This window comes from Erwinia sp. AnSW2-5 (genome assembly GCF_045107195.1).
Classification (GTDB): domain Bacteria; phylum Pseudomonadota; class Gammaproteobacteria; order Enterobacterales; family Enterobacteriaceae; genus Erwinia.
Genome location: NZ_JBJGXA010000004.1, coordinates 42212 through 56233 on the forward strand (window position 1 = coordinate 42212; position 14022 = coordinate 56233).

A 14022-nucleotide genomic window follows, 5' to 3' on the forward strand; every position below is an offset into this window, starting at 1 on the left:
AAACTCACTTCTCGCTGATCTCGCGTGGTTTACGCAGCACTTCATCAATTTGCGGTTTATCTATCGGTCCACTGATGTGGTAGCGCAGTACGGAAATCTTGCTCCACAGCGGCCCCAGCACCTTACTGGCAGCAAAGACCGCCGCGCCAACCACCGGGTTCACCGCGAAGGCGGTAGCGACACCGACGGTCGTGGAAATTTCCGGCGCGACGACGGCTTCCATATCGATCTGACGCCTGACCAGATCCATCTTACCTTTCATCGCAATGTCAGCTTCCAGCCCATCCACCAGCAGGTTATCAGTGTGCATCACACCGTTTTCAATCCAGGCCGTACCGTTGATGGAGTCGAAATAGAAGCCCTGGCTGAAGGTGTCGCTAAAATCGAGGCGTAATTTACGCACCAGCGAGTCGAAGCTGACCAGACGCAGCAGCTGTCCGGCACGGCCGGTCGAAACATCTGCAATCTGCCCCGCGCCCAGATGCGATTTAAGCACACCGCTTAATGTCTGCTCCGACGGTTGCCACGGTGCCGACTGCCAGTGCAAATCGTATTCCAGCTTAAACGGCGAATCACGCAGCGGTGAGCTGACACCAAACCAGTTAGTGGCATCATTAATTTTTTTACCGCTTAACACGCCTTTCAACGACGTGCGCTGCTGTCCCGGCTGGTTCACCCACTCCCCCTTGACGGTCAGATGGGTGTTACCGCTATCGATCAGTCCATTCTCCAACTTCAGCGTATCGCCGGATGGCGTCAGGTCGGCCTTCATCTGGCCGAATTTCTGCCCACGCAGCCAGCATTCATCACAGTTCAGACGCAGTGCCGGCCAGCCGCTGAAATTCACCGTAGTGGCATCATCAGGCAGGGGGGATAAGGTGGTGCCTTTGCTGTCCCACTGCGGGTTGTAATAGAGGTATTTGAGGTTCGCCACCCAGGGTTCGTTCTGCTTAGTGACCAGAACACCATTGATATCCTTGCCCTGTGCATTGACCGTCATCTCACCCGCTGCGCTTTGGCTTAGCGTCGCGGTAAGATCCTGCCACTGCTGGCCCGCAAGGGTCAGTGCCGGTGTATGCAGGCGAATATCACCGGGTAACATCGCGCTTCCCGCTTTGCCGTTACCGCCGCTGCCCATGCCCGAACCCAGTAAGCCAAGCCAGGCCTCACCGTCCAGCGCTGGCAGATTCAGGACCATTCCGCTGCTCTCCGGCAGCGCAGGCAGATGCTTTGTGTCGTTTTCCCAGATACCGCGGTCAATCTTAAGCTGTTTGCCCAGCAGCCAGCGGCTGTTGAATCGATGACGATCGCCCGCTGAACCACTGATATCCAGAGTGTTGAGGTTACCTTTTGCTGACACTTTCACAGGAAGCGCACTAGCGCCCGTTTTATCAAGCGGAGCAGGTAAGCGACTGCTCACATTTTTAAGATCACCGTCAAGGTTAACCTGGTAACTGGCGCCGCCTTTGTGCGGTAAGGTCACCAGCACATTCCCCTGCCACGGCAGATGCCCGCTCAGCTGTTTACGCACCGCCTCGGGCACCTGAGTTATCGCTGCTGGCTGCCAGTCGCCCTTCAGATCCACACCGATTTGATACTCTTTTTCCCCATCCTGGGTGTTAAAACTCACGCCGATGGGCTGACCGAACCAGCGAGCGGTCATGGCATCGCTTTTCAGGTCGCCGTTATCATAGGTAAAGTGCCCGCTCAGTTGCTCAAAACGCGTCTCCAGCGGTTTGATGAACAGTGAGTTTTTCGCAAAATTCACATCGCCCGTGGCACGAACCTGCTTGCCATCCAGCGGGATATCAAGATGTAAGCGCCCACTAACATCGCCACCGATTTGCAGTTCATCCAGTGCCGCTCCCAGCGATGATTTCAGCGGTGACTGATTAAAGTAGTCACGTATCTGCGGTCCTCCGCCATTGATCTCACCATCAATAATCAGTTTTTCCTGCAAATAGTCGGGGATCACCGCCGAAATATTGCGTCCGTTAACCTCGCCCAGTTTGATCTGCGGTGCTTTCATCCACAGGCCGTTATTGGCGAAGTCGAGGTCAATATCCAGGTTTTCCAGCAACGGCCAGCCCGGTTCAAATTCGTAGGTTGCCTGGCGCAACGGTACCGCCACTTCAAACATGCCGTCGTTCTTTCTGAACGGGAAATGGTGCGGATCACCGGCAAAGATCAGCGTTGCATCCTTCACCTGCCCGCCTTTAATCGCGCCGCTCAGATAGTCCGCCAGCGATTTACCCATCAAGGGTTCAGGGAAATAGCGCCAGGCATCACCCGCATTGGTGAGGTTGATGCCCGCGAGAATATCAAGGCGAGGTGGCCGATCATTCTGTTGCTGGTAGCGGAAGTCACCCCGGGCCCACAGTGAGCGCGCCTGAACATCAACTTGCTGACCAGACAGCGTCAGCCCCTGTTTGCCATACTCCCAGTTGAGTGCGCCACTGGCCTGGGCAATCTCCAGCGGTGCCCGGAACATATCACCATAAGGCAGCGTTGCCTGCTGGATATCGAAGGTCAGCCGCCCATCAGCGACCCCGCCTGCCAGCGTCCCGCTAAGATGTTCCATACCCGGCAACAGTTCCCATTGCTGCCAGCTCATGTTTTGCCATTTGGCCTGGAAGCGAGTCAGCTCCGGCTGCTGAAGCGGGATATCCAGCGCCAGCGCGTTGAGTTGCCCGCGCGGTTGCAGCGCACGCCAGTTTTCCAGCAGCTGAGGTGACAGTTTGGCAAACAGGGGGATCAGCGGATCAAGGCGCTCAAGGTCCAGATCGGTGGCTCGCACCCGCAGCTCCTGATGATGGTCAGGACCGGGGAGCTGCGTATTTTCAGGCTGCCATAACAGAGATAACTGCCCGTGAGGCCAGGGCTGCCCATCCGTGATAAAGCGCGTTTGTGGGATATTCACATTCCAGCCACCGTTATAACGGCTGATATGTGCAGTGAGGTTGTCTACGCTGAGATGGTGCGTTTGTTTGTCGCCCTGCCAGTTAGCGCCCCCCTGTTTCAACCAGACATCGCCATCATGGACTTCACCATTTTGCACACTCATCCAGGCGGCGAGGCTGAAACGGGCGCTTTCCAGGCTGGTGTTGTCACGTATCCACTGCCCCAGCCAGGGTTTCATATCAACGTCATCGGCCTGCATCCACACTCGCCCGGTGCTGAGGTAGCCATTGCTGTCACTGAGATCCAGCCGCAACTGCACCACACCATGCTGGCCCGTGAAACTGGAAAGACTGACCAGCCCCTCGGCACGATGCCGATTTTTTTCATTCAGCCAGGTCAGTTGCGGAATAGCCAGCGTTGCCCGCTGTCCGGATGGGGTAACAAAACTGATGTGACTGTCGCGCAGATCGAAGTGGTCAAACTGGCGCAGGAAGAGATCGTTTAACCGTTCAGTCTGAAAATCTGACTGACGATTATTGCCGCCATTCAATGGGGTATTGGTGAGCAGGTTGAGCTGCCAGAAGGTCAGATCGCGAAACTGCCAGCGCAGATGCAGCAATGATTGCCAGACATCCAGCGCCAGGGTAACGCGCTGGATTTTCAGCGCGCCGCCATCGGAAAACCCGGTCTGGATATCTTTGATTTCCAGGCGGGGACCAAAGTTCTCCCAGTTCCCTTCAATCGCGCTGGCCTTTACCTCCACTCCCGCGGCAGCAGAGACAGCGTCAAGAATTGGCGTACGCCAACTGTTCATATGCGGCATCAGCAGACGTAAGCCACTCACTAATAGCGCAGTAACCACCACCAATGTTGCGCCAGTGAATAGCAAAACCCTCGGCAATTGCCTCACACTCCTCTCCTTGTCTTCCGTGGAAACGGATAGCCAGTCACTAAAATCTGTTGGTGTCTCACGAGTGAGATACGACAAGGCGGTTCAAGCCATAACGTCCAGTTTACCCCAGACCTGCGCGACTTTTAGCGCAAAACTGGGGGAGATCCGCACTGATATTACATCATCACCACGTCAAACTGCTCCTGAGTATAGAGCGGTTCAATTTGAACTTTAACCTGCTTGCCCACAAAGATTTCTACTTCCGCTAAAGCATGAGACTCATCGCTCTTCAGCGCTTCACCCACCGATGGTGAGGCGTAAACCAGGAAACGGTCTGAATCATAAGCATGATGCACGCGCACAATCTCGCGCATGATTTCATAGCATACCGTTTCGACCGTTTTCAGCGTGCCGCGCCCTTTACACACCGGGCAGTCCTGGCACAGGACATGCTCAATACTTTCGCGCGTGCGCTTACGCGTCATTTCCACCAGCCCCAGCTGTGAGAAACCATTCACGCCTGTTTTCACCCGATCTTTACTCAGGGCCTGGTCAAGTGAATGCAAGACTCGCCTGCGGTGCTCGTCATTATTCATATCGATAAAGTCGATAATGATAATGCCGCCAAGGTTGCGCAGCCTGAGCTGACGGGCAATCGCCTGGGTCGCCTCGATGTTGGTATTGAAGATGGTTTCTTCAAGGTTACGATGGCCAACGAAGGCGCCGGTATTAATATCAATCGTGGTCATGGCTTCCGTCTGATCAATGATCAGATAGCCACCCGACTTCAGCTCGACTTTACGGTCGAGAGAACGCTGAATTTCGTTTTCCACATCGAACAGATCGAAAATGGGCTGCTTGCCGACATACAGCTCCAGCTTCGCCGTCATCTCCGGGATATATTCGCTGGTGAACTCCACCAGATGCTCAAACGTCAGACGGGAGTCGATACGGATACGGTCCAGCGCGGCACCGGCAAAGTCACGCAGGATACGCTGTGAAAGCGCGACTTCACCATACAGACGGCAGCGCGTCTGATTGCGTTTCTTACGTTCAATCACCTTGGTCCACAGACGTTTAAGGAACGCGGCATCAGACGCCAGCTCATCTTCGCCCACACCTTCTGCGGCGGTACGAATGATGTATCCACCCAGCTCATCACAATAGCTGGCAACGACAGATTTCAGGCGATCGCGCTCGGCTTCGCTCTCGATACGTTGCGAAACACCCACATGCGACGCACCCGGCATAAACACCAGGTAGCGTGACGGCAGGGTGATATCGGTCGTCAGACGTGCGCCTTTCGTGCCAAGCGGGTCTTTCACCACCTGCACCATCAGGTCTTGCCCCTGGCGTACCAGCTCGGAGATATCACGCACGATGAAGTTTTTCTTTTCGTCGCGGGCGACGCATTCGGTGTGCGGCATGATGTCGGAAGCGTGTAAAAACGCCGCTTTTTCCAGCCCGATATCAACAAAGGCAGCCTGCATTCCCGGTAACACCCGGCTGACACGGCCTTTGTAGATGTTGCCAACAATGCCACGGCGCGCTTCGCGCTCGATATGGATTTCCTGCAGAATGCCACCGTCGATGTAAGCAACACGGGTTTCCGATGGCGTAATATTGACCAACAGTTCAGCTGTCATCTTGACCTCTCACGTCACGCAGCGATTGAAAATGGCTGAACAGCTCGGCGGTTTCCACCAGAGGCAGCCCCACTACCGCGTGATAGCTTCCGTTAATTTTTCTGACAAAGTTGCCACCCATTCCCTGAATCCCATAAGCGCCCGCCTTATCCATTGGCTCGCCGCTGGCAACATAACCAGCAATATCTTCAGATGTTAACGTGCGAAATGTCACCTCAGTGACAACAAGACATTCAAGAGTGCGCTGACGATCGGCCAGCGCTACTGCGGTCATGACTTCATGAGTCTTGCCAGAGAGCATCGCCAGCATGGCAGAGGCAGCGTCAGCATCCGCGGGCTTCTCCAGCACATGATTATTCAGTACAACGATGGTATCAGCACCCAGAACCGGGAGATCGATGGCAGCCACGGCAACACCTGCCAGCGCTTTATCCCGCGCCAGACGGCGCACATATTGCTCTGCGGTTTCACCCGGATGACGCTGTTCTTCGACGTCATTAGAAAGACGTTCAAATGACAGGCCTAACTGAGCCAGCAGCTCGCGGCGGCGTGGGGAACCCGAAGCCAGATACAGGGATACCATAATTGTCCTTTATTGTACGGCAAACTGGCGGCGAATTTTTCTCATCAGTAAGAACAGCCAGGGCCATAGGATACCGTCGACGACGCTACTCCAGAAAATTTCTGGACGGAAGGAAACGTTAATCACCAGGAACTCAGACCAGAATACGATGACATCCATTGCCAGTGACAACACCATCACCATCAGTGCCTGCTGCCAAAGCGCCAGGTTGCGGAATAACTGGAATTTGAAGGCCACCAGGTAGGCAACGATACTGAATGCCAGTGCGCGCACGCCGAGTGTCGAACCGGAGATAAGATCCATTATAGATCCCATCACAAATCCGGTGCCCACGTTGACCCGGTGCGGCAACGCCAGCACCCAGTAGATCAGGATCAACAATAGCCATGACGGGCGATAAACAAACAGCGCCTCAGGCCAGGGCATGATTTGTAGCACCAGCGCCACCAGAAAAGAGAGCCAGATAACCCAGCGTCCGTGGCTGCGGTAACTACTCAAGGCTGGCCTCCACTTACGGGCGGCGAACGGCGAACAGGTGCAACGGCAGGAACCGCTGCCGGGATACTGGCGGGTGCCGCGACTGAAGGGGCAGGTGGCCCCACCATTTCGCTGGCCTGCGGCAGTACCTGCGGCATCATCTGCATCAAGCGTTCATTCGCCACGCGATGAACTTCGTCCGGCGCCATTGGCATCGTGCCATTGCGATCCGCGCCCCACAGCAGCAGCAGATAACGCAGACGCTGAAGACCCGCCGTTGGACGCGCCTGGATCACCGTGTAAGCACGTTGGGTATCCACTTTCACTGAAGAGACCACCCCAACAGGGTAACCTTCAGGGAAGCGCCCACCCAGACCGGACGTCACCAGCACATCACCCACGCGGATATCGGTATTGCCCGGCAGATGTTCAAGCTGCAAATCTTCCGTGCAGCCATTGCCAGCCGCAATCACGCGGATGTCATTGCGCAGAACCTGAATCGGTAGTGCATGTGAAGCATCACAAATCAGCAGCACGCGGCTGGTGATTTTACCCACTGCCACCACCTGACCGGCCACGCCTTTATCACTGATCACCGGCTGACCTTCGTAAACACCGTTTACGCTACCTTTGTCGATCACCACCTGATCGGTGTAGGGATCGGTGCCGGTGGAGATCACCTGCGTGACCATTTTATGCTCGTCCTGACGCAGGGGTGACCCCAGCAGTTCACGTAAGCGCGCATTTTCCTGCTTGAACTGGCCCAGCATCAGCAATTCGCTGTTCTTGAGCATCAGTTCGCGGTGTAAGGCTTTATTTTCCAGCTCGAGTTGCTGGCGGGAGGCCAATGTTTCTGAAACATTGTCCAAAATCTGACGAGGCCCGTTGGCCAGGAAATAGAATGGACTGACGGCAGTGTCCATATAGGTGCGGATCTGGGAGAAAACCCCCATACGACTGTCGGCAACAATGACGCCTATTGCCACAATAACCGCTAAAAATAAGCGTAACTGCAGGGAAGGCCCCCTGCTGAACATCGGCTTCATAAACTCGGCGTTTTCCTCGACAACATGAAAAAGGAGTGCGGGCAGCGCCCCGCCACTCCTTCAGGCAAATTATTCTTCGCTGAACAAATCGCCGCCGTGCATGTCAATCATTTCCAACGCTTTACCACCACCGCGTGCAACGCAGGTCAGTGGATCTTCTGCAACGACTACCGGAATTCCGGTCTCTTCCATAAGCAGACGGTCAAGGTTACGCAACAGCGCACCGCCCCCCGTCAGTACCATGCCACGTTCGGAGATGTCAGATGCCAGTTCTGGCGGGCACTGTTCCAGTGCAACCATGACGGCACTCACGATGCCGGTTAACGGCTCCTGCAAGGCTTCCAGGATCTCGTTAGAGTTCAGGGTGAAACCACGCGGAACCCCTTCAGCCAGGTTACGACCGCGGACTTCGATTTCCAGCACTTCGTCACCCGGATAAGCGGAACCGATTTCATGCTTAATACGCTCTGCGGTGGCTTCACCAATCAGAGAGCCGTAATTACGGCGCACATAATTAATGATGGCTTCATCGAAACGGTCACCACCGATGCGAACAGAAGAGGAATAAACCACGCCGTTCAGCGAGATCACCGCCACTTCGGTCGTACCACCACCGATATCCACCACCATAGAACCGGTCGCTTCAGAAACAGGCAGACCTGCACCGATAGCTGCAGCCATAGGTTCTTCAATCAGGAAAACTTCACGCGCACCGGCCCCCTGAGCGGACTCACGGATAGCACGACGTTCAACCTGGGTTGCACCAACGGGCACACAGACCAGCACGCGCGGACTTGGGCGCATAAAGCTGTTGCTGTGAACCTGTTTGATGAAGTGCTGCAACATTTTTTCGGTAACAAAGAAATCGGCGATAACGCCATCTTTCATTGGGCGAATAGCTGCGATATTGCCGGGTGTACGACCCAGCATCTGTTTTGCGTCATGACCGACTGCCGCTACGCTCTTAGGGGAACCGGCACGATCCTGACGGATAGCAACGACGGAAGGCTCATTAAGAACAATGCCCTGCCCTTTCACGTAAATCAGGGTATTGGCTGTACCCAGGTCGATGGACAAGTCGTTGGAAAACATGCCACGGAATTTTTTAAACATACTAAAGGATAATCCTGCAAGCTGGGGGCGGAAAATAAAATCCGCTTACTTTACCAACCACACGAAGCAGCGACAAGGCGCAAAAACGTTCTGCTTCGGTGAAAAATCATGCTATCTCTCGCTGGAGCCACAACCTTACGACATAGTGCGTAACGGAAGCCGCTATAACGGCATTTCGCTTTGGTTTTTGGACCCGTCAGTGGACATAACATACATAAAAATTAACAGTTTCAGTTTCGCCTCGGCCGGCGAGAAAGCCGCTTCGAACCACAATCTCCCAGGTATTCTACGTGAAAACCTGCCAGACGTGAGACTAAACTCGATATCTTTGCGAATATTTTTTCACGCTGCTATTCACTGGCTCTGAGGCAGCGAAAAAGTCGCCCTGCCCCCCGGTGACTCCCAGCTCCACCAGCGTTTGCCACTCTTCCCGGGAACGTACCCCCGCGGCAAAAACCTGGGTGGAAGTTTGCTTACTACTCTCCAGTAAACTTTGTACAAACAGCTGGTTCTCAGTGCGCCTGTCAATATTGCGCACCAGGCCGGGATGAAGCTTGATCAGACGGACCTGGAACTGTTTGATATACGCCGTGCTCACGACCGTTAAACCAGCCTGATTCACCGCCACACTACAGCCAAAACCGTAGAGTAATCTGAAAACTGGCGTTAAACGGCTGATGTGTTGACACACATCTGCTTCTGCAAGTTCAAATAAAATACGCTTTCTTTGCAATTTAGTGCATTGCAGCAGGTTATCACGTAGCCAGTGCAGGAATGAGCGCTGCAATAATGAGTCGAGGGTGAGAGGAATGGCAAGGGTTTCTTCAGGCCATAGCTCGATCAACGTCACAATACGTTTCACCATCTGGCGGTCATAGCGTTCTGCCAGACCCAACTGCTGAACCACAGGCAGATACTCAGCGGATAACAACTCTTTTTCACCGTCAAAGATGCGTGGCATCATTTCGCGATGATGCACCTCGCCCTGAGCGTTAACGGCCGGTTTTTGATAAAGCCGCGGACCACCGCGATTCAGTGTGTTTTCCAGTAATGTGCGCCATTTAACGCTACCGCGCGCAAAATCCTGCTGTGCGCCTTCACCCACCGACCAGTTGTTCCCGCCCTGTAGCGTCGCATTACGCGTCGCCAGCTCGGCATTCTCCATGACTTGCAAGGTGCTCTGGCCACTGTGCCAACCGCTGATACCAATATGGATCATGTCATCACGATCGACCATCCGCGTTGATGGCAGAGTATCAACCGCTTTGATCAACTGTGAAGCAATGCCGTCGGCATCCTTTACGCTGCGGTGCGGGAGTAACACGGCGAAGTCACTGCGGAAATAGCGTGCCAGCAGCGCACCAGGATAACGCAGCACAAAGGTCGACAGCATGTTGACCAGTGCAAACAGATAGTCCTGCGCCGGCACATGGCCCCAGCGCTCACGCAGGCTGTCAAAATCTGGCAAGCGGATCATCATCACCATGCCGTGCGTGCCAACGGACTCCGGATCTTCCAGCAGTGTGGTGAGCTGATTATCAAAGAACAGGCGATTGTTCAGGCCGGTGCGGGCATCCTGTGCCGCAAACGCGCGGATCAGCGTATCAATGCGGTTATGCTGCTCTCCTGCCTCTTTCAGGTCTGCCAACAACAGATCGATTGCACTGCTGGCTTTAGGCGGCCATTCGTGGACTGAACCCGGCTTAACCGTGGATCGTTCTCCTTTGATCACCGCTTCAGCACGTTTCTCCAGCCGTTCCATTCCCTGCAATTGCTGCTGGATCCAGCGCCGCGCCTGCCATAGCAGCAGCGTCATGATCGCAACCACACCAATAATCAGCGAGAGGCTAGTGGCACCCATTAAGGAAGCGAACCATGTGCGGGTGGAGTCGACCCACTGAATGTGCAGTGTCATGCCGGGATGTTGCGTCAGTGGAAGCTGTATCTGGCGATAGCGATTAGGCTCATCCTCCAGCAGAGAAGGCTGATGCCGGATGGCCTGAAACAGTTGTGCATTGCCGTCGTTGAGTTCAACGCGTTCAATCTGTAGCGGATTCATGACCTGACCCAGCCATGATTCTATCTGTTGGGGTGACTGTGTGAGTAACGCGCTATCAACATCGTCTGCCATCCGCTGGATGCGATGTTCCGCCCGCTGGTTGCTAAGATAAAAGAAGCTCAACACGCAGCCCACCAGCATCAGTAACATAGCCAGTGAACAAAGCAGGGTGATAATCGCAGAAAGTTTGGTGGTTAGTCGCATCCTTGTGCCCATTGTTGGTGCGGAGAGAAGAAGATGTCATTAACACTGAACCGCAACCAAAATGTAAATGACCATAAAATGTACAAACCTGACATCAGGCGCGGAGAAAAATAACACACCACACGCACCGATTGCTTGCCCAGGGTCAGATAATTGTCCATTTTCAGGAGTATAGTCCTGACAGGGCGCTTTTTATTAATGAAACCACTACTTTCAGGAGATTCTCATGCAGGCTCTGGTTCTCGAACAGTCAGAAGGCAAAACCGTTGCAGTCGTGAAGTGCATTAGCGCTGACAGCCTCCCGGAAGGCGAGGTCATGGTCGATGTGGACTGGTCGGGTATTAACTATAAAGATGCGTTGGCGATTACCGGCAAAGGCAAGATTATCCGCCAGTTTCCGATGGTGCCCGGTATCGATTTTGCCGGGAAGGTGCATACCAGTAGCGATCCCCGTTTCCACAGCGGTCAGCAGGTGCTGCTCACGGGCTGGGGCGTAGGTGAAAACCACTGGGGCGGCCTGGCCGAACAGGCACGAGTCAAAGCTGACTGGCTGGTCCCGATGCCGGAGGGCATGGACGGTCGCCAGGCGATGATCATCGGCACAGCCGGATTTACCGCCATGCTGTGTGTTATGGCACTGGAAGAAGGCGGCGTAACCCCCGAGAGCGGTGAAATACTGGTCACCGGTGCCAGTGGCGGCGTGGGAAGCACTGCCATCGCGCTGCTCAGTGCACTCGGTTATCACGCGGTGGCCGTCAGCGGACGCGAATCCACTCATGACTACCTGCATCAGCTGGGTGCTCGCGAGGTGCTGCCACGCAGTGCCTTCAGTGCGGTGGCTCGCCCGCTGGAGAAACAGCGCTGGGCCGGGGCGGTCGATACCGCAGGCGATCAGGTGCTGGCTACTGTGCTGGCGCAGATGAACTACAACAGTGTCGTCGCCGCGTGCGGCCTGGCGGGTGGCTTTGCACTGCCCACCAGCGTTATGCCGTTTATCCTGCGTAATGTCCGTCTGCAAGGGGTGGATTCCGTAATGACGCCAGCACCACGTCGTCGTGAAGCCTGGAAACGTCTGCTGAAAGTGCTGCCAGCATCGTTTTATCAACAAGCCACCACGGAAGTGCCGCTGTCAGAAGCCGCCAGTGCCGCTGAAAAACTGCTGAATAACGAGCTCACTGGCCGTACTCTGGTGCGTATCCGCTAATCTTTTGTCCCTCTCGATGGTGGTGAGGGACACATTTCTTCCAGGAAATTTCATATTTTTCCGCCAGTATTCGCTTAAACCGTGGGACTGCGCCATGCTCAGAGTGATTACTCATACCTGAGCAAGGGTCACCGATGAAAACCATCAACAAACTGACTGAAAATGATGTCACGCCGGAGAGCGTCTTTAATACACGCCGTCGTACGCTGCTCAAAACCCTCGGGTTGAGTGCGGCTGCACTCTCCCTGCCCACCGCCGCTCGCGCTGATGTGCTGTCATGGTTTAAAGGTAATGACCGCCCGAAGGCGGCATCCGGTAAAGCATTGCAGTTTAGCCAACCCGCACAATATCAGGCGGACCTGGCCCTGACGCCAGAAGACAAGGTCACTGGCTACAATAACTTCTATGAGTTTGGGCTGGATAAAGCCGATCCTGCCGCCAACGCCGGCACATTAAAAACCACCGACTGGAAGATCCAGATCGGCGGTGAAGTGGGCAAGCCGCTGACGCTGGATATGGATGACATCTTTAAACGCTTTCCACTGGAACAGCGCATTTACCGTATGCGCTGTGTTGAAGCCTGGTCCATGGTGGTCCCGTGGATTGGTTTTGAGCTGGGTAAACTACTGAAAGCCGCCGAACCTACCAGCAACGCGCGCTATGTCGCATTCCAGACGCTCTATGCGCCCGATCAGATGCCAGGCCAGCAGGATCGCTTTATCGGCGGCGGGCTGGATTATCCTTATGTGGAAGGCCTGCGGCTGGATGAAGCCATGCATCCGCTTACGCTATTGACCACGGGTGTATACGGTAAAGCACTGCCACCACAAAACGGTGCGCCAATCCGCCTGACCGTGCCGTGGAAATACGGTTTTAAAGGCATCAAGTCGATCGTGAAAATCACCCTGGTGAAAGATATGCCCCCAACGACCTGGAATCAGCTGGCGGGCAATGAATATGGTTTCTTCGCCAATGTGAATCCTCACGTCGATCACCCTCGCTGGTCACAGGCAACGGAACGTTTTATCGGCGCCGGTGGCATTCTTGATGTTAAACGCCAGCCAACACTGCTGTTTAACGGCTATGCAGAACAGGTGGCTTCACTGTACCGCGGGCTGGATCTGCGGGAGAATTTCTAAATGGTACGCCTGTCGTTAAAACAGATTACTGGCCTGAAAGTGTTGCTGCATTTAGCGGGTTTTCTGCCGCTATTGTGGCTGCTACTCTCGATTGATCAGGGCTGGTTCAGCGCCGATCCGGCCAAAGATATCCAGCATTTTACCGGCAGAATGGCATTAAAATTTTTGCTGGCCTCTCTCGCGGTAACGCCACTGGCACGCTACGGTAAGCAACCGCTGCTGATTCGCGTACGCCGTCTGTTGGGATTATGGTGTTTTGCCTGGGCAACGCTGCATCTGGTGAGCTATTCGGTACTGGAACTGGGGATCAGTAATCTGGGTCTGCTGGGATCGGAGTTGATCTCACGCCCTTACCTGACACTCGGCATTATTTGCTGGCTCGTGCTGCTGTTGCTGGCCGCCACATCGTTCCAGCGGGCACAGCGCGCATTGGGTAAACGCTGGCAAACACTGCACAATGCCGTCTATCTGGTGGCTATCCTGGCACCGGTTCATTATCTCTGGTCGGTAAAAATCCTTTCCCCTCAGCCGTGGATTTATGCGTTAATTGCCGCGATCTTGCTGGCATGGCGTTACAAAAAGCTACGTAAGTGGCTGCCTGGCAAATCCTGATTACTGTGTTCCACACCACATCTTCAGAAATCAACCGTGCCTTTTTACCGGGGCGTGGTTGATCATCTTCGCTGATACGACCAGTATTTAGCTGCTAATTGCGTTGATATCGTTATAATGCCCGACTTCATAGCGTTGCCTTTGCC

At 54.6% G+C, this 14022-nt stretch carries 10 protein-coding genes; 3 read left to right on the forward strand and 7 right to left on the reverse strand.

The window, feature by feature from the left end; translation table 11 throughout:
- Positions 1–4: 4 nt before the first annotated feature.
- The 7 genes from yhdP to csrD all read right to left on the reverse strand — a co-directional run bounded on the left by yhdP (position 5) and on the right by csrD (position 10921).
- Positions 5–3811 (reverse strand): AsmA2 domain-containing protein YhdP, encoded by a 3807-nt coding sequence (yhdP, locus tag ACFL9S_RS04385; RefSeq protein WP_405260454.1) that lies wholly within the window; start codon positions 3809–3811, stop codon positions 5–7.
- Positions 3812–3969: 158 nt separating this feature from the next.
- Positions 3970–5439, reverse strand: coding sequence for a ribonuclease G (gene rng / locus ACFL9S_RS04390; RefSeq protein WP_405260455.1), 1470 nt, complete (start codon positions 5437–5439; stop codon positions 3970–3972).
- On the reverse strand, positions 5429–6022 hold the full coding sequence (locus ACFL9S_RS04395; RefSeq protein WP_405260456.1) for a Maf family protein: 594 nt from the start codon (positions 6020–6022) through the stop codon (positions 5429–5431). Before ACFL9S_RS04395 ends, rng begins: the two co-directional genes overlap by 11 nt.
- Before the next feature lie 9 nt (positions 6023–6031).
- Positions 6032–6520, reverse strand: coding sequence for a rod shape-determining protein MreD (mreD, locus tag ACFL9S_RS04400; RefSeq protein ID WP_405260457.1), 489 nt, complete (start codon positions 6518–6520; stop codon positions 6032–6034).
- Complete coding sequence (gene mreC, locus ACFL9S_RS04405; protein WP_405260458.1) at positions 6517–7545, reverse strand: rod shape-determining protein MreC; 1029 nt, start codon at positions 7543–7545, stop codon at positions 6517–6519. Before mreC ends, mreD begins: the two co-directional genes overlap by 4 nt.
- 69 nt (positions 7546–7614) lie before the next feature.
- The gene (gene mreB, locus ACFL9S_RS04410; protein WP_126485560.1) at positions 7615–8658 is read right to left on the reverse strand and encodes a rod shape-determining protein MreB; all 1044 of its coding nucleotides are present in this window, start codon (positions 8656–8658) and stop codon (positions 7615–7617) included.
- Between the two features lie 313 nt (positions 8659–8971).
- Positions 8972–10921, reverse strand: coding sequence for an RNase E specificity factor CsrD (csrD, locus tag ACFL9S_RS04415; RefSeq protein ID WP_405260459.1), 1950 nt, complete (start codon positions 10919–10921; stop codon positions 8972–8974).
- 226 nt (positions 10922–11147) lie between these two features.
- On the opposite strand from csrD, the gene ACFL9S_RS04420 reads away from it, so the two are divergent.
- From ACFL9S_RS04420 to msrQ, 3 genes are all read left to right on the forward strand, one after another.
- A complete protein-coding gene (locus ACFL9S_RS04420; RefSeq protein WP_405260460.1) occupies positions 11148–12125 on the forward strand; it encodes an MDR family oxidoreductase in 978 nt (325 codons plus the stop codon).
- A gap of 134 nt (positions 12126–12259) precedes the next feature.
- On the forward strand, positions 12260–13264 hold the full coding sequence (msrP, locus tag ACFL9S_RS04425) for a protein-methionine-sulfoxide reductase catalytic subunit MsrP (RefSeq protein WP_405260461.1): 1005 nt from the start codon (positions 12260–12262) through the stop codon (positions 13262–13264).
- A complete protein-coding gene (gene msrQ, locus ACFL9S_RS04430; RefSeq protein ID WP_405260462.1) occupies positions 13265–13876 on the forward strand; it encodes a protein-methionine-sulfoxide reductase heme-binding subunit MsrQ in 612 nt (203 codons plus the stop codon).
- The last annotated feature ends 146 nt before the right edge of the window (positions 13877–14022 follow it).